We start from the raw sequence: 16637 nt of genomic DNA, 5'->3' as shown, positions 1-16637 counted from the left end.
TGCTCTTTCGATTGGGTCAGGCGAGCAGGCCGGCTTCGCCGGGCTCGACGGCTCCTCCGAGCGTCTCCCAGGTCAGCGGGTCGACGCGACGGAAGCCCTCCCGGCCCGTGGTCCGCGCCGCCACGAGGTTGGACAGGGCGTGCACGTCCTCGCTCGCGACGATGACCTGCGTCGCGTGGGCGCGCAGGGCATCGTTCTGGACTGCGCGCGCCGGCCCGTCGACGACGGCGTGGGTGACACGGCCGTCGTCGACGACCGACGGCGGGAACGGGTCGTCGGTCGCCGGGACGACGAGGCTCGGCGCCGCCGGCCGGTCCGCTCCCAGCTCCTGCTCGGCCCACCACGCGGAGGTGTCGAGCCGCTCCGGGTCGGCGCCGCGCAGCCAGGCCCGGTCCTCCCGCGCCCAGCCGATCGGGGTGAGGATCTCGAAGACGCGGCCCGGGCGGTCCGTGTCGTCGAGCAGCTCGAGCGCCCGCCGCGTGACGCGGTGGGTCTGGACGTGGTCGGGGTGGCCGTAGCCGCCGTGCGCGTCGTAGGTCACGACGACGTCGGGCCGCGCCTCGCGCATGACGTCGGCGACGAGACCGCCCGCCACGTCGAGGTCCGCGGCGGCAAACGCCTCGGGTCGTGCCGCGGCCGGCGAGCCCACCATGCCCGAGTCGCGGTAGCGGGAGAGCCGGCCCGTCCCGGGGTCCTCGCCGAGCACGTGCCTGACCGCGCCGACGCGGCACAGCGCACGGGTCAGCTCGCCGTGGCGGTACGGGGCGAGACGGTCGTCCGGGTCACCCTCGAGGTGGGCGAGTCCGGGAGGGATGACCTCGCCCTCCTCGCCCAGGGTGCAGGTGAGGACGTGGACCTCGTCACCGCGAGCGACGTGGTGCGCCATCGACACGCCGCACGTCAGCGTCTCGTCGTCGGGGTGGGCGTGGACGAAGAGCAGTCGCGGCACAGTGGGGGCCTCTCGGATCGGGGATGGTCAGCGCACGGCCACCGTGGCGAGGTCGACGATCCCGCCGACCGGGTGGTCCTCGTAGGACTGGACGCCCGAGCCGTGCAGGTAGAGAGCCTTGGTCGCCGAGAGGGCGATGTAGCCGCCCGCTCCGCGCACCGCGGCGTCCGCCTGCTCCCACACCTTCGCGCGGGCGGCAGGATCGGCGGTGGCGTCGGCCTTGTCGATGAGGGCGTTGACGGCGTCGCTGCTGAAGTAGCCGACGTCCTGACCGGGGCCTGACGAGTCGATGTTGATGCGCGAGTCGAACAGCGCGGGCAGGACACCACCGGCGGAGGGCCAGTCGGGCGTCCACACGCCGCGGAAGACGTCGTAGGAGGCGACCGACGTCGGCTTCTCGATCGTCTCGTAGTACTCCTCGGGCGGCACGCCCGTGAGCTGCACGTCGAAGCCCGCGCGCTCCCACCCGGCGGCCAGGGCGGCATACGCCTTGTCGCCGAGCACCGAGCGGGCGTAGACGACGCGCAGCGGGACGGGCAGCTTCACCCCCGCCCGCTCGAGGATCCGGCGGGCCCCCTCGGGGTCGCCCTCGACACGGGCGCCCGGAGGTGGCGTCACCGACGTGGGGTCGACGGTCGGCGACAGGATCGACCACGCCGGCGTCCCGGCGCCCTCACCACCCGTGGCGGTCACGTACGTCGCGCGGTTCGTCGACAGCTCGAGGGCCTTGCGCACGGCCGGGTCCGCCATGACCTTGCTGCGCATGTTGACGGCGAGGTAGTCGACGTTGCCCGTGTAGGGGAACGTCAGCCGTGCCTGCAGCCCGGTCCCCGCCTGGTTGCGCAGCGTGGGGCTGGCCTGCACCCACGAGACGGCGTAGGCGTCGTCGTCCTGCTGGTTGAGCAGTCGCTGGATGACGGCGGTCTCCCCGAGCCCCGAGGACACGTGGATCTCGTCGGGATAGGCCTGGCGGATGGGGTCGGTGCGTGGGTCCCAGTGCTCGTTGCGCACGAAGGTGCCGCCCTGACCGACCACCCACGGCTCCTCGAGCCGGTAGGGCCCGCTCGACATGACGGCATACGACGCCTTGTCGCTCGTGGTGTCGGCGGACGCCTTGCGCGGTGCGAACTCCGGGAGCGCCACGATGCGCGGGAAGTCGGGCTCGGAGTCCCGCAGCCGGAAGGTGATGGTGCGGCCGTTGCACGAGACGGCTCGCTCGAAGTCCGCCTCGTGCGCCTTGTCCGAGGGGCCGGCGTAGACCGGCTTCTCGAGGCCCTCGGGGGTGACGTGCGTCGGGATGTCGAGCAGGAAGCTCGCGTAGTTCGTCCCGCCGATGTGCGTGCGCCGGTCGAAGGTGCGCGCCACGCCGTGGCGCACGTCGCCGCACGTGATCGGCGAGCCGTCCTGCCACGTCAGGCCCGGACGCAGGGTGAACGCCCACGTCCGGGCGCCGTCGCTCGGCGTGCCGGCGTCGGTGGCCAGGTCGCCCTGGATGTCGCGCTGGTGGGCCCCCGTGCCGTATGCCGTGAGGCCGCGGGCGAAGGTGCGTTGGGCGAAGAACGCCTCCGGCCCGACGTACATCAGCTGCGGGTCCCACGTCGCGACCGTGCCCGCGACCAGCACCTGCAGGGAGCCGCCGCGCTGGGCGTCCCCGTTCGACCCCGACGGGGCGTCGCCCAGCGTCGCCTGCGTGCCGCCGGACTCGACCGAGCCCGTGCACGCGGCTGCGGCCGCCGCCAGGAGGGCAGCGCCGCACCCGGCGACGACCGACCTGGTCAGCCCACGGACCACGCCTCGCCCTCCGACAGGCACCGCTCGGTCAGCCCTCGGCCTTCGCCGCCGAACGCGCGCGGGACGCGGTGCGGGCGCGCTCACCGGCGTCGAGGACGACCTTGCGGATGCGGACCGACTCGGGCGTCACCTCGACGCACTCGTCCTCGCGGCAGAACTCGAGGCTCTGCTCGAGGCTGAGCTTGCGGGGCGGAACGATCTTCTCGAAGTTGTCCGAGGAGGAGGCCCGCACGTTGGTGAGCTTCTTCTCCTTGGTGATGTTGACGTCCATGTCGTCGGCGCGGGAGTTCTCGCCGACGATCATGCCCTCGTAGACCTCGGTCGTCGGCTCGACGAACAGCGTGCCGCGCTCCTGGAGGTTGACCATGGCGTAGGAGGTGACGACGCCCTTGCGGTCGGAGACGAGCGAACCGCTCGTGCGGGTCGTGATGGCGCCGAACCACGGCTCGTAGTCCTCGAAGACGTGGTGGGCGATGCCCGTGCCCCGGGTCTCGGTGAGGAACTCGGTGCGGAAGCCGATGAGGCCACGGCTCGGCACGAGGAACTCCATGCGGATCCAGCCGGTGCCGTGGTTGGTCATCTGCTCCATGCGGCCCTTGCGGGCGGCCATGATCTGCGTGATCGCGCCGAGGAACTCCTCGGGGGTGTCGATCGTCAGGCGCTCGACCGGCTCGTGGACCTTGCCGTCGACCTCACGCGTCACGACCTGCGGCTTGCCCACGGTCAGCTCGTAGCCCTCGCGGCGCATCTGCTCGACGAGGATGGCGAGGGCCAGCTCGCCACGGCCCTGGACCTCCCACGCGTCCGGCCGCTCGGTGTTGAGGATGCGCAGCGACACGTTGCCGATGAGCTCCTTGTCGAGGCGGTCCTTGACCATGCGGGCCGTGACCTTGGAGCCGCGGACCTGGCCGACCATCGGGCTCGTGTTGGTGCCGATCGTCATGGAGATGGCCGGCTCGTCGACCGTGATGAGCGGCAGCGGGACCGGGTTTTCCGGGTCGGCGAGGGTCTCGCCGATGGTGATCTCGGGGATGCCGGCCACGGCGATGATGTCGCCGGGGCGGGCCTCCTCGGCGGGCTTGCGCTCGAGGGCCTCGGTCATGAGCAGCTCGGTGATCTTCACGCGCTGCTGCGAGCCGTCGTGACGGCACCACATGACCTGCTGGCCCTTCTTGATCGTGCCGTTGAAGACACGGAGCAAGGCGAGGCGGCCGAGGAAGTTGGAGGCGTCGAGGTTGGTGACGTGGGCCTGGAGGGGCGCCTCGTCGTCGTAGGTCGGCGCGGGGATGGTCTCGAGGATCGTCTGGAAGAGGGCCTCGAGGTCCTCGCCCTCCGGGAGGCCGCCGTTGTCGGGGCGCTCCGTCGAGGCACGGCCGGCCTTGGCCGACGCGTAGACGATCGGGAAGTCGATCTGCTCCTCGGTGGCGTCGAGGTCCATGAAGAGCTCGTACGCCTCGTCCACGACCTCGGCGATGCGCGAGTCGGGGCGATCGACCTTGTTGATGCAGAGGATGACCGGCATCTTCGCGGCGAGCGCCTTGCGCAGCACGAAACGGGTCTGGGGCAGCGGGCCCTCGGACGCATCGACGAGCAGGACGACGCCGTCGACCATCGACAGGCCGCGCTCGACCTCGCCACCGAAGTCGGCGTGGCCGGGGGTGTCGATGATGTTGATGGTGACGCCCTCGGTCAGGCCGCGGTCCTGGGCGGCCTTGCCGGTGTAGTGCACCGCGGTGTTCTTCGCGAGGATCGTGATGCCCTTCTCGCGCTCGAGGTCACCGGAGTCCATCGCGCGCTCGTCGACGTGCTGGTGCTCGCCGAACGCGCCGGACTGCCAGAGCATCTTGTCGACGAGGGTGGTCTTGCCGTGGTCGACGTGGGCGACGATGGCGACGTTGCGGATGTCCGCGCGGGTCTTCATGGGCATGAGGAACAGTCTCTCAGGGTTTGGAGGGTGGTTCGGACCACGTCGTCGTGGGTGTTCGTCGTGGGTGCACACGGGCGGTCGACTCCCGAGCCGGGCGTCACCGCAGCATCGCCGCGAGCGTCTCCACGATGGGCAGGTCGGCGGGCAGCCACGCGACGGAGCGCAGCTCCTCGAGCCCCAGCCAGCGCAGCTCGTCGTGGTCCTCGAGGGGCTCGGGCGTCCCCTCGACGACCTCCGCCATCCACACCAGCATCTCGTACCGATCGCCCAGGGGCCACGTCGCACCCGGCTGGGGGCCGGGCACGTGCGCGCCGAGGCGCACGCGCACCCCCAGCTCCTCGAACAGCTCCCGGTGCAGGGCGGAGAGGGGCGACTCGCCGTCGTCGACCTTGCCGCCGGGCAGCTCCCAGCCGCCGGCGAGGGCCGAGGGCTCGGTGCGCCGCGCCGCCAGGAGCCGGGTCGGCCACTCCAGGTCGTCGACGACGGCGGCCCCCACGACGAGGCGGACCGGGTGCGGGCGGAGGTCTGTGCTGCTCATGGCGCCCCCGATGGTGCCACAGCGGGGCGTCCGGACGGGCCGGGCGGGCACGGCGGGCGTTTACTGGACTGCATGACACGACGGCTGACCGACGAGGAGATCGAGCGCCAGCTGGGCGACCTGCCCGACTGGACGCGTGACGGCGACACCATCCGGGCCTCCTTCGAGGCTCCTGCGTTCCTCACCGGGATCGCGCTCGTCCAGGAGGTGGCGGCCGCGGCCGAGGCGATGGACCACCATCCCGACATCGACATCCGGTGGCGCACCGTCGCCTTCGCCCTCTCGACGCACTCCGAGGGTGGCCTCACCCAGCTCGACGTCGAGCTCGCGCACCAGATCAGCCAGGAGGCCGCCCGGAAGGGCGCCGCCGCGACCACCTGACGTCGCGCGGAAGGACGGGTCCCACCCGTAACTTAGGATCGCCTCATGCGATCCCGCTCACGCTCCGACTCGCGCGCCGAGTCCCGGGAGGGCCATAGTCCCTGGCCGGACCCTGTCCGGCCACCCCTGACCCACCGCCTGCCCACCCGGGTGGTGACCGCATGAGCACCGCCCTGGGCATCGGCCTCGGGATCGTGCTGATCCTCGCGCTGACGGCGGCGACGGGCTACTTCGTGGCCCAGGAGTTCGCCTACGTCGCCGTCGACCGGAACGCCCTGCGGCAGCTTGCCGACGACGGTGACGCCTCCGCCCAGCGCGCCCTCCGCGTCACGTCGCAGCTGTCCTTCACCCTGTCCGCCGCACAGTTCGGGATCACGGTGACCGCCCTGCTCGTCGGTTACGTCTCCGAGCCCCTCGTCGGGGTCGGGATCGCCGAGCTGCTCGACCCCTCGATGTCGTATGCCGCCCGCCTCAGCCTCTCGGTCACCGCGGTCCTCGTCTTCTCGACCGTCGTGCAGATGGTCTTCGGGGAGCTCGCGCCCAAGAACCTCGCCATCGCGCGCACCGTGCCGCTCGCCCGGTCGCTGAGCCGCTCGACCCTCGTGTACCTGAGGCTCGCCGGACCTCTCGTGCGCCTCTTCGACCGGGCGTCGACGACCCTGCTGCGCACGGTCGGCATCGAACCGGTGGAGGAGCTCGAGCAGGGCGCCACGGCCGAGGACCTGACCCGCCTCATCGACGAGTCGCACGCCGGCGGCCTGCTCGACGACGACCTGTCCGACGTCCTCGAGGGTGGGCTGCGCTTCCGCGAGCTCGACGCCGGAGACGTCATGACGCCGCGCGTGCGCGTGACGACGGTCCACGCGGACGCCATGGTCTCCGACCTCGTCGGCCTGCTCGACAGCGGCTGGTCGCGTTTCCCGGTGACCGGCCGCGACGGCGACGACATCGTCGGTGTCGCAGGTATCGCCGAGGTGCTCGCGGTCGAACCGGACCGCCGCGCGACGACCACGGTCGGTTCGGTCGTGTCCGACCCGACCGTCGTGCCGACGAGCGCTCCGCTCCCCCGCGTCCTCGAGCAGATCCGGGCCGACCACCGGCAGCTCGCCGTCGTCGTGGACGAGCACGGCGGCTTCGCCGGCATCGTCACCTTCGAGGACATCGCCGAGGAGGTCGTCGGTGAGATCCTCGACGAGGACGACGGGCCCGAGCCCGGCGTCGTCGAAACCTCCCCTGACACCTGGAGCGTGCCCGGCCACCTGCGGCTCGACGAGCTCGACACCGCCACCGACCTGCGACTCGAGAGCAGCGACGAGTACTCGACGATCAGCGGGCTCATCCTCGCGGACCTCGGGCGCACCGCCCTCGTCGGTGACGAGGTGCACCTCGTGGCGCGCCGCGAGGCCGCGCCGGACCGTCACCCCGGCGACCATGATGACAGCAAGGGCGAGTCCCTCCCGGGCGAACCCGTCGACGCGCGCGAGCACCACCACGAGCCCGAGAGCCGGCACCTGCCGGTGTCGGTGCGCCTCACCGTCGAGGCCGTGGAGCGGCACGTCCCGTCGTCGGTGCGCGTCGAGGTGCTCGACCTCATGTCGGATCTCCAGGCGCTCGACACCGACCGCGCGGCAGACGCCGGGACGGAGGCCGGCCGATGACCACCGCCCTGCTGGTCTCCCTCCTGCTCCTCGTCCTCAACGCCTTCTTCGTCGCTGCGGAGTTCGCCCTCGTGGCCAGCAAGCGGCACCGCCTCGAGGTCCTCGCCGAGCGCGGCAGCGTGGCGGCACGGGCTGCCGTGCGCGGCAGTCGCGAGCTGTCGCTCATGCTGGCCGGCGCGCAGCTCGGCATCACGCTCTGCACGCTGGGCCTCGGGTCCCTGGCCAAGCCCGCCGTGGCCGAGCTGCTCACGCCGGTGTTCACCTTCGTCCGCATCCCGGACGCGGCGGCATACGTCGTCTCGGTCGTGCTGGCCGTGGCGATCGTCGTGTTCCTGCACATGGTCGTCGGCGAGATGGCCCCGAAGTCGTGGGCCATCGCCCACCCCGAGCGGTCGGCGGTGCTGCTGGCGCTGCCGTTCCGCGGGTTCGCGTGGGTCATGCGCCCTGCGCTCAGCCTGCTCAACGCCATGGCGAACGGCTGCCTTCGCCTCGTCGGCGTCACACCGCAGGACGAGCTCGGCCAGGTCCACGGTCCCAAGGAGCTCCAGCTGCTCATTGCCAGCTCCAAGGACCACGGCCTGCTGGCCGAGCCGGAGCACCGGGTGCTCGCTGGCGCCATCGACCTCGACACGACCCCGCTGACCGATGTCGTCGTCCCGGTCGAGGCGTTCGTCGCGGTCGCCACGACCACCACCTGCGCCGAGGCGGAGGCCGTCTCGCGAGACAGCGGCCGCTCCAGGCTCGTCGTCCGAGAGGGAGACGACGCTGTGGGCATCGCCCACGTCCGCGACATCGTGCGTGCCGCCCCCGCAGCCCCTGTCACGACCGTCACGACGCCGGTGGTCCACGTCGACGCGGGGCTCTCCCTGCTCGACGCCGTGTCGGTGATGCGGGCCCAGCACGCCCAGCTCGTCCTCGTGGACGACGGCTCCACGCCGGTCGGGCTCGTGACGATGGAAGACCTGCTCGAGCGCGTCCTCGGTCGGTTCGACGACGAGACGGACGCGTAGCCACAGCCCCCGGGGGCCGTGCCTGAACGCCTGCTGGGAGGAATGTCCGGTGCGGGCGATCTTCCGGTCCCGCGGGGCAGGACGCCGAAAGATCTCCACCGCGTCACGATTCGGCCAAGTCGGTTGCTGAGCGTGACATGCCGCTGAATGATGGGGCGCGCAGTCATGGGGGCGATAGGTTGCGGCTGCTGCGAAGCATGTTGGAGGGCCGACCCGGTCTCCGGCACGAATCATGACCCGGAGGTGACGGCACCCATGAGCACTCCACTGGAGACCGAGCCCGGAGCCGCGTCAGTGGCACCAGAGGCAGTGCTCGAGGGCGAGAAGCGGATCGAGGGGCGTTCGCTCGGCCAGATCGCCTGGGCACGCCTCAAGCGCGACAAGATCGCGCTCGCGGGCGGGTTCTTCGTGGTGTTCCTTGTAGTGGTCGCGATCCTGTCGCCCCTCATCGTCAACGTGCTGGGCCACCCACCGAACGAGTTCCACCAGGACCTCATCGACCCGGACCTCCAGGTCCCCACGGCACCCTTCGGCGGCGTCTCCCGGGACTTCCTCTTCGGTCTCGAGCCGGTCAACGGGCGGGACCTGTTCAGTCGCATCCTCTACGGCTCGCAGATCTCGCTGCTCATCGCGTTCCTCGCGACCCTGCTCTCGGTCGTCATCGGGACCGTCATGGGCGTCGTCGCGGGCTTCTTCGGCGGAGCCGTCGACGCGACGATCAGCCGCCTGATGGACATCTTCCTGGCCTTCCCGCTGATCGTCTTCGCCCTCGCCCTCGTCGGCGTCATCCCGGACAACTCCTTCGGCCTGTCGGGCGACACCCTGCGCATCGCCGTCATCGTCTTCATCATCGGCTTCTTCAACTGGCCCTACATCGGCCGCATCGTCCGCGGCCAGACCCTGTCGCTGCGCGAGCGCGAGTTCATCGACGCCTCCCGCATCATGGGGGCCAAGGCGCCCTACGTCCTGCGCAAGGACCTGCTGCCCAACCTCGTCGCGCCGATCCTCGTCTACGCGACTCTGCTCATCCCGAGCAACATCCTCTTCGAGGCGGCCCTGTCGTATCTCGGTGTCGGCGTGCAGGCCCCACGCGCCACCTGGGGCGGCATGCTGGCGGACGCCGCGAAGTGGTACCAGATCGACCCCTGGTTCATGCTGCCGGCGGGCCTGGCCATCTTCGTGACGGTGCTGGCCTTCAACCTCTTCGGGGACGGTCTGCGTGACGCCCTCGACCCACGGTCTCGGTAACCTCCGCGACCTGCTGTCTCGCTCGACCGAAAGCAAGGAGCGCATTCACCCATGAAGAACACCCGCATGATGGCGGTCGCAGCCGCGGCCGCTCTGGCCTTGGGACTCTCCGCCTGTGGCGGAAGCGCCAGCAATGGCTCCAACGGCTCGAACGGAACCGGGGGCGGCGGTGGTTCTGCCGCACCAACGGCGGACGCGGCGATCGGCAAGATCTACAACGCCTCCGACAAGAAGGGCGGGACGCTCCGCTTCGGGATGGCCGGCGACTGGGACTCCGTCGACCCTGGTGACACGTACTACGGCCTCTCGTGGAACTTCTTGCGCAACTACGCTCGCACCCTCGTCGTCTTCAAGGCGGCCCCCGGAGCAGAGGGCGCCAAGCTCGTGCCCGACCTCGCCACGAGCCTCGGCAAGCCCAGCGACGGCAACAAGACGTGGACCTACACCCTGCGTGACGGCCTCAAGTACGAGGACGGCTCCCCGATCACGAGCAAGGACATCAAGTACGCCGTCGCGCGCCAGCTCGACAAGGACACGTTCCCCAACGGCCCGACGTACTTCAACGACTTCCTCGCCGACATCCCCGCCGGCTACTCGGTCTACAAGGACAAGAACCTCGACGACTTGAAGTCCATCGAGACGCCCGACGCCAAGACGATCGTCTTCAAGCTGAAGACGGGCTTCTCCGGCTTCGACTACTTCGCGCAGCTGCCCGCCACGGCTCCCGTTCCGGCGGCCAAGGACACCGGCACGAAGTACAAGGAGCACGTCGTCTCGAGCGGTCCGTACAAGTTCGTGTCCTACTCACAGGGCAAGAACATGGAGCTCGACCGCAACCCCAACTACGACCCCGCGACGGACCCCGAGTCTGGTCGCAAGGCCCTGCCGGACAAACTGACGGTCGAGCTCGGTCTCAACGCCGCAGACGTCGACAACCGGCTCCAGAGTGGCGGCCTCGACGTCGACATCGCCGGCACCGGTGTGCAGGCCGAGTCGCAGGGCAAGATCCTCGCCGACCCGACCCTCAAGGCGAAGACCGACAACGCCCAGGCCGCGCGCACGTGGTTCTCGGTCCTCAACAGCGACGTCGCGCCGCTCGACAACATCGACTGCCGCAAGGCCGTCGTGCTGGCCTATGACAAGACCGGCTACCAGCGGGCCTACGGTGGCAACACCGGTGGCGCGATCGCGACCAGCCTCATGCCGCCGAGCGTGCCGGGTCACGCCGACTTCGACCTCTACAACTTCAAGGCGAAGCCGCAGGGCGACCCCGACGCTGCCAAGGCCGAGCTCGCCAAGTGCGGCCAGCCGAACGGCTTCGAGACCAACATCTCCTACCGCGCGGAGCGCCCGAAGGAGAAGGCGACCGCCGAGTCGCTGCAGCAGTCGCTCGCCAAGGTCGGGATCAAGCTCAACATCAAGGCCTACCCGACGGCTGACTACACGAAGCTCTACGCCGGCAAGCCCGACTACGCCAAGGCCAACAAGCTCGGCATCATCGTCTACGGCTGGGGTGCTGACTGGCCCGACGGCTTCGGCTTCCTCTCGCAGATCGTCGACAGCCGGGTCATCCGCCCGTCCGGCAACACCAACCTCGGTATCAAGGTGCCGGCGGTGGACGCGGGCATCGACCAGGCCATGGCCGAGAACGACATCACGAAGCGTGAGGCCATCTGGGGCAACGTCGACAAGTCCGTCATGGAGGCCGCTGCGGTGATCCCGGGTGTCTGGTCGAAGGGCCTGCTCTTCCGTCCCGACACGATCACCAACGTCTTCGTCAACGACGGCTTCACGATGTACGACTACGCCGCCATGGGCGTCAAGCAGTAGCACCACCAGCAGTTCGCCGCACCCTGCCCCAACCCACCCGAAAGTAGGTGAAGGCGCAGACCGGTGGCGGCGGGACGATGTTCGTCCCACCGCCACCGCGTCCGGCCGAATCCCTTGCTGACGTACATGATTCGGCGTTTGATCAGCGCCATCGTGCTGCTCTTCGTCGTGAGCGCCATCACCTTCGCCATCTTCTTCCTGCTCCCGCGAATCGCTGGTGCAACCGCCGACGACCTCGCCTCGCGCTACGTCGGCAAGAGCGCCGGCCAGGAGCAGATCCACGCCGCAGCCGTACGGCTCGGCTTCACCGACCCGATCTGGGTCCAGTACGGCCGCTTCGCCAAGGGCCTCGTCGTCGGGTCGGAGTACAACACCGGCGCATCGGTCGAGTCCTGCCCCGCGCCCTGCCTGGGCTACTCCTTCATCACGCAGAACCCCGTGCTGCCCGACCTGCTGGACCGCCTGCCCGTCACGCTGTCGCTCGCCGCCGGCGCCGCGGTCCTGTGGCTCTTCGGCGGCGTGGCCACCGGCGTCGTCTCGGCGCTCAAACGTGGCAGTCCGCTCGACCGCACCGCGATGGGCGTCGCGCTGGCGGGCGTCTCCCTGCCGATCTTCTTCACGGGTCTGCTGGCCCTGTCGATCTTCAGCTACGGCCTCGGCTGGACCGCGCAGGGCGGGTCCTACACCCCGTTCCAGGAGAACCCCGCCAAGTGGGCCTACGACCTGCTCCTGCCGTGGATCACGCTGTCCTTCCTCTACGCCGCCGCCTACGCGCGACTGACCCGCGCGGGCATGCTGGAGACGATGAACGAGGACTACATCCGCACCGCGCGCGCCAAGGGGCTCAAGGAGCGGGACGTCGTCGTCCGCCACGGACTGCGTGCGGCGCTGACCCCGATCCTCACGATCTTCGGCCTCGACCTCGGCCTGCTGCTCGGCGGCGCCATCCTCACCGAATCGACGTTCTCGCTCAACGGCATCGGCAAGTACGCCGTCGACGCCGTGGCCAACAACGACCTGCCCAAGGTCCTCGGGGTGACGATCCTCGGTGCCGGCTTCATCATCGTGGCCAACCTCGTCGTTGACCTCCTCTACGCCGTCGTCGACCCAAGGGTGCGTACCTCATGAGCCAGTCCACCAACGACACGACCAGCCGGCCGGACGACCAGCCCCGCCGCGGGGCCAAGGGCGCCGCCCGGCCGGCGAACGCGCTCGACGGCATCGGGGGCCTCGGCGCGCCAGCTCCGGACGCGTTCCTGTCGGTGCGTGACCTGCGCGTGCACTTCCCCACCGACGACGGCATCGTCAAGTCCGTCGACGGCATCTCGTTCGACGTCGCACGCGGCAAGACGCTGGGGATCGTCGGCGAGTCCGGATCCGGCAAGAGCGTCACGAGCATGTCGATCATGGGCCTGCACAAACCCGGCACGGTTCGCATGACCGGCTCGGTCAAGCTGGACGGCACCGAGCTCATCGGCGCCAAGCCCGAGCAGGTGCGCGAGCTGCGCGGCAAGCGGATGGCGATGATCTTCCAGGACCCGCTCTCGGCGATGCACCCCTTCTACACGGTGGGTCACCAGATCATCGAGGCCTACCGGATCCACAACCAGGTGAGCGCCTCGGTCGCGAAGAAGCACGCCATCGACATGCTCGGCCGCGTCGGCATCCCCCAGCCGTCCAGCCGTGTCGACGACTACCCCCACCAGTTCTCGGGCGGCATGCGTCAGCGCGCGATGATCGCCATGGCACTGTCGTGCGACCCCGACCTGCTGATCGCCGACGAGCCGACGACCGCGCTCGACGTCACCGTGCAGGCGCAGATCCTCGACCTCATCCGCGACCTGCAGTCGGAGTTCAACTCGGCCGTCATCCTCATCACGCACGACCTCGGGGTCGTCGCCGAGCTCTCCGACGACATCATGGTGATGTATGCCGGTCGCGCGGTCGAGTACTCCACCGCGGACGACGTCTTCACCCGTCCCCAGCACCCCTACACGTGGGGTCTGCTCAGCTCGATGCCGCGCCTCGACCGCGTCCGCACCGAGCGACTGCGCCCGATCAAGGGTGCCCCGCCCAGCCTTATCAACGTGCCGCCGGGGTGCCCCTTCCACCCGCGCTGCGCGTATGCCGACCGCACCGGAGGCCTCAGCCAGACCGAGCGGCCGCCCTTCGCCCAGACGCACCCGGGGCACTACTCCGCGTGCCACCTCACCCGCGAGGAGCGAACCACCATCTGGGAGAACGACATCAAGCCGACGCTGTGATGCCCGCACCGTCCGTCCCCACCGCGCCCGGTCGAGCGCCGCGAGACCTCAGCACAGGAGTCCCATCGTGACCACCACCCACGTCAAGCCGACCGCGTCGAAGCAGGCGGGCGAGTCGCTGCTGCAGGTCACCGACCTGACGAAGCACTTTCCCATCCGCCGGGGCCTGCTCCAGCGCCAGGTCGGCGCGGTGCAGGCCGTCGACGGCCTGACCTTCAACGTCGCGCGAGGCGAGACGCTGTCGCTCGTCGGCGAGTCGGGCTGCGGCAAGACGACGACGGGCCGCATGCTGACGCGCCTGCTCGAGCCCACCGCCGGCACGATCCTGCTCGAAGGCGAGGACATCACGCACTGGTCGGCGGGCAAGCTGCGTCCGCTGCGTCGGGACGTCCAGATGATCTTCCAGGACCCCTACGGCTCGCTCAACCCCCGTCACACGGTCGGCACGATCGTCGGGGCGCCTTTCCACCTGCAGGGCATCAAGCCCGAGAAGGGCGTCAAGGCCACCGTCCAGGAGCTGCTCGAGCTGGTCGGGCTCAACCCCGAGCACTACAACCGCTACCCCCACGAGTTCTCGGGCGGCCAGCGCCAGCGCATCGGCATCGCCCGGTCCCTCGCGCTCAAGCCCAAGCTGATCATCGCCGATGAGCCGGTCTCGGCCCTCGACGTGTCGATCCAGGCCCAGGTCATCAACCTCCTGGAGGACCTCCAGGACGAGTTCGGCCTGACCTACGTCGTCATCGCGCACGACCTGTCGGTGGTGCGCCACATGTCCGACCGCGTCGCCGTGATGTATCTCGGCAAGCTCGTCGAGGTCGCCGACCGCGACGAGCTCTACATCCGGCCGATGCACCCGTACACGACGGCTCTGCTGTCGGCCGTGCCGGTCCCCGACACGCAGCGCCGGACCAAGCGCGAGCGGATCCGCCTCGAGGGCGACGTGCCGAGCCCGGTCAACCCGCCGCCGGCCTGCCGCTTCCACACCCGCTGCTGGAAGGCCCAGGAGATCTGCAAGACGCAGGAGCCGCCGCTCGTCGAGCTCGCGCCGCTGCACCAGGTCGCCTGCCACTTCCCCGAGAACGTCGACGCTCCCCCGGCCGCCCCGTCAGCCCCTGCCGCTGCGGCCGGAGCTCCCGTCACGCCCGACCTGGACACCTCGGGAGAGGGCGGGGACTCTCCCGCCTGACCGCCTGACCGCCCGGCCGCCAGGCCGCCCGGCCGGGCGGCCTGGCAGGGGTCAGACCGTGGCCGCCCGCCTCGCGGCGGCGACGAACGGGGCCACCGGGCTCAGCTGCAGCACCTCGTCGAGCCGGCGGGTCATCGTCGTGGGTCCCTCGACGTGCACACGGCCAGACCGGAGCGCCGCCGGCAGCGGCAGACGGCCCAGCCACACGGCATACAACGAGGCGACGTCGCTGCTGATCGTCACGTCCACCGGGAACCCCGGGTCGCTCATGCAGACCGACGGGGTGCCGTGCTCGACGACGATCCAGAAGCGGCGTGCGTCGTCGGCGAAACGCAGGTGGAGCACGTGACGCTCGCCGACGAGGCCTGAGGTGTCGACACGGCTGTGCATCCACCAGACGAGCAGCTGCGCGTCGAGCTCGTCCGGCAGAGGGTCGCCGAACGTCCACTCGGCGCCCCACTGCGCCAGGCCGAAGACGACCGGCTCGAGGGCCCGCCCCGAGGGGGTCAGCACGTACTGCGCTCCCGAGCGCCCGACGACGCCGAAGCGCTCGAGATGGCGCAGGCGCTTGGTCAGCAGCGTGCGCGAGAGACCCGGCAGGCCACGCGCGAGGTCGTTGAACCGCGTCGTGCCGGTCATCATGTCGCGCAGGATGAGCAGCGACCACCGCTCCCCCACGACGTCCAGCGCGCGCGAGATCGGGCAGTACTGGCCTGCGCCGGGATCGTGTCGTCCCATGTCCCACCTCCGGTCGGGCGGTCGCAGCCGTCCTGAGCCGCGCCACACCGTCCAGTATCGGTCCCGGATCTGGACCGCATCAGTCCACGACGTGTACTGGAGACGGCAGCCGCGGCGGCGGAATCTGGAGACGGACGGCCCAGTGGGCCTCCGGGCCAGACCGTGGCCCGCCACCGATGGAGGGAACCAGCATGACCACGCACACCCAGACGCCGGAGACCACCGCCGACGCTGTACTCAAGACCCGGCATGCCGCCATGTGGGCACTCGGCGACTACGCCGCCGTGGCCCGGGAGATCATCCCGGAGCTGGGGCGGGTCCTCGTCGACGCCTGCCGGGTGACGGCGGGCCAGGACGCCCTCGATGTCGCCGCCGGCACGGGCAACGCCTCGATCCCGGCCGCACGTGCCGGGGCGCGCGTCGTCGCCTGTGACCTCTCGCCCGCGCTCCTCGACGTGGGGCGGCGACTGGCCGCCGACGCCGGGGTCACGGTGGACTGGCAGCAGGGCGACGCCGAGGCCCTGCCCTTCGCCGACGCATCCTTCGACGTCGTCATGTCGAGCGTGGGCGTCATGTTCGCACCGCACCACGAGGCGGCAGCGGACGAGCTCGTCCGCGTCGCACGCCCAGGGGCCACCGTCGGGCTCGCCAGCTGGACCCCAGGGGGATTCATCGGGCAGATGTTCGCGGCGATGAAGCCGTATGCCGCGCCGCCGCCTCCCGGCGCCCAGCCCCCGCCGCTGTGGGGCGACGAGGCGCACGTACGCGACCTGCTCCGCGACCGCGTCGAGGGCTTCACGGCCGAGAAGCGCTCGCTCCCAGTGCATTTCGACCGTCCGGAGGACTTCCGCGACTTCTTCAAGCGCACCTACGGTCCGACGATCGCCACCTACCGTGGCATCGCCGACGACCCTGACGAGGTCGCCGCCCTCGACACGGCCCTGGCCGACCTGGCCCGCGGTCACCTCGATGCCGACGGACGGATGGGCTGGGAGTACCTCCTCGTCACCGCACGGCGGACGGCCTGACGTCACCGCAGCGCTTTCGATCGCGCGAGGGGACTCCTTACCTGATCGAGAGAGCGATCCGTCCGCGTTCGGCGGGGCCGCCGGGCGGA

At 70.5% G+C, this 16637-nt stretch carries 14 protein-coding genes; 9 read left to right on the top strand and 5 right to left on the bottom strand.

Features of this window, described 5'->3' with window-relative positions; genetic code table 11:
• Window positions 1-16: 16 nt before the first annotated feature.
• From mshB to AC1DIW_RS02035, 4 genes are all read right to left on the bottom strand, one after another.
• Window positions 17-949, bottom strand: coding sequence for an N-acetyl-1-D-myo-inositol-2-amino-2-deoxy-alpha-D-glucopyranoside deacetylase (gene mshB, locus AC1DIW_RS02050; RefSeq protein WP_478106279.1), 933 nt, complete (start codon window positions 947-949; stop codon window positions 17-19).
• A gap of 27 nt (window positions 950-976) precedes the next feature.
• The gene (locus tag AC1DIW_RS02045; protein WP_478106278.1) at window positions 977-2740 is read right to left on the bottom strand and encodes an ABC transporter substrate-binding protein; all 1764 of its coding nucleotides are present in this window, start codon (window positions 2738-2740) and stop codon (window positions 977-979) included.
• 28 nt (window positions 2741-2768) lie between these two features.
• Complete coding sequence (gene typA, locus AC1DIW_RS02040) at window positions 2769-4667, bottom strand: translational GTPase TypA (RefSeq protein ID WP_478106277.1); 1899 nt, start codon at window positions 4665-4667, stop codon at window positions 2769-2771.
• 97 nt (window positions 4668-4764) lie between these two features.
• The gene (locus AC1DIW_RS02035) at window positions 4765-5205 is read right to left on the bottom strand and encodes a (deoxy)nucleoside triphosphate pyrophosphohydrolase (protein WP_442279980.1); all 441 of its coding nucleotides are present in this window, start codon (window positions 5203-5205) and stop codon (window positions 4765-4767) included.
• Between the two features lie 72 nt (window positions 5206-5277).
• Here AC1DIW_RS02035 and AC1DIW_RS02030 point away from each other — a divergent pair, with 72 nt between their 5' ends.
• The 8 genes from AC1DIW_RS02030 (at window position 5278) to AC1DIW_RS01995 (ending at window position 14782) form a co-directional block, all read left to right on the top strand.
• On the top strand, window positions 5278-5586 hold the full coding sequence (locus AC1DIW_RS02030; RefSeq protein ID WP_478106276.1) for a 4a-hydroxytetrahydrobiopterin dehydratase: 309 nt from the start codon (window positions 5278-5280) through the stop codon (window positions 5584-5586).
• Window positions 5587-5747: 161 nt separating this feature from the next.
• Window positions 5748-7244, top strand: a complete 1497-nt coding sequence (locus tag AC1DIW_RS02025) for a hemolysin family protein (RefSeq protein WP_478106275.1) — start codon at window positions 5748-5750, stop codon at window positions 7242-7244.
• Window positions 7241-8254, top strand: a complete 1014-nt coding sequence (locus tag AC1DIW_RS02020; protein ID WP_478106274.1) for a hemolysin family protein — start codon at window positions 7241-7243, stop codon at window positions 8252-8254. Before AC1DIW_RS02025 ends, AC1DIW_RS02020 begins: the two co-directional genes overlap by 4 nt.
• 255 nt (window positions 8255-8509) lie before the next feature.
• Window positions 8510-9502 (top strand): ABC transporter permease, encoded by a 993-nt coding sequence (locus tag AC1DIW_RS02015; RefSeq protein ID WP_442279984.1) that lies wholly within the window; start codon window positions 8510-8512, stop codon window positions 9500-9502.
• 51 nt (window positions 9503-9553) lie between these two features.
• Window positions 9554-11332 carry an ABC transporter substrate-binding protein gene (locus AC1DIW_RS02010; RefSeq protein WP_478106273.1) on the top strand — a complete coding sequence of 593 codons (1779 nt, stop codon included), beginning with the start codon at window positions 9554-9556 and terminating at the stop codon, window positions 11330-11332.
• Between the two features lie 126 nt (window positions 11333-11458).
• Window positions 11459-12460 carry an ABC transporter permease gene (locus AC1DIW_RS02005; protein ID WP_442279986.1) on the top strand — a complete coding sequence of 334 codons (1002 nt, stop codon included), beginning with the start codon at window positions 11459-11461 and terminating at the stop codon, window positions 12458-12460.
• Window positions 12457-13596, top strand: a complete 1140-nt coding sequence (locus tag AC1DIW_RS02000) for an ABC transporter ATP-binding protein (RefSeq protein ID WP_442279987.1) — start codon at window positions 12457-12459, stop codon at window positions 13594-13596. The genes AC1DIW_RS02005 and AC1DIW_RS02000 overlap by 4 nt, the downstream gene beginning before the upstream one ends.
• 67 nt (window positions 13597-13663) lie before the next feature.
• Window positions 13664-14782, top strand: coding sequence for an ABC transporter ATP-binding protein (locus AC1DIW_RS01995; protein ID WP_442279988.1), 1119 nt, complete (start codon window positions 13664-13666; stop codon window positions 14780-14782).
• Between the two features lie 51 nt (window positions 14783-14833).
• On the opposite strand, the gene AC1DIW_RS01990 is transcribed toward AC1DIW_RS01995, so the two are convergent.
• Window positions 14834-15520 carry a winged helix-turn-helix transcriptional regulator gene (locus AC1DIW_RS01990; protein WP_478106272.1) on the bottom strand — a complete coding sequence of 229 codons (687 nt, stop codon included), beginning with the start codon at window positions 15518-15520 and terminating at the stop codon, window positions 14834-14836.
• A gap of 191 nt (window positions 15521-15711) precedes the next feature.
• Here AC1DIW_RS01990 and AC1DIW_RS01985 point away from each other — a divergent pair, with 191 nt between their 5' ends.
• A complete protein-coding gene (locus AC1DIW_RS01985; RefSeq protein ID WP_478106271.1) occupies window positions 15712-16548 on the top strand; it encodes a class I SAM-dependent methyltransferase in 837 nt (278 codons plus the stop codon).
• Window positions 16549-16637: the final 89 nt, after the last annotated feature.

The sequence above is a fragment of the Terrabacter sp. 01T434 genome (assembly GCF_056398545.1).
This window is presented reverse-complemented; position numbering and strand designations above follow the sequence as displayed.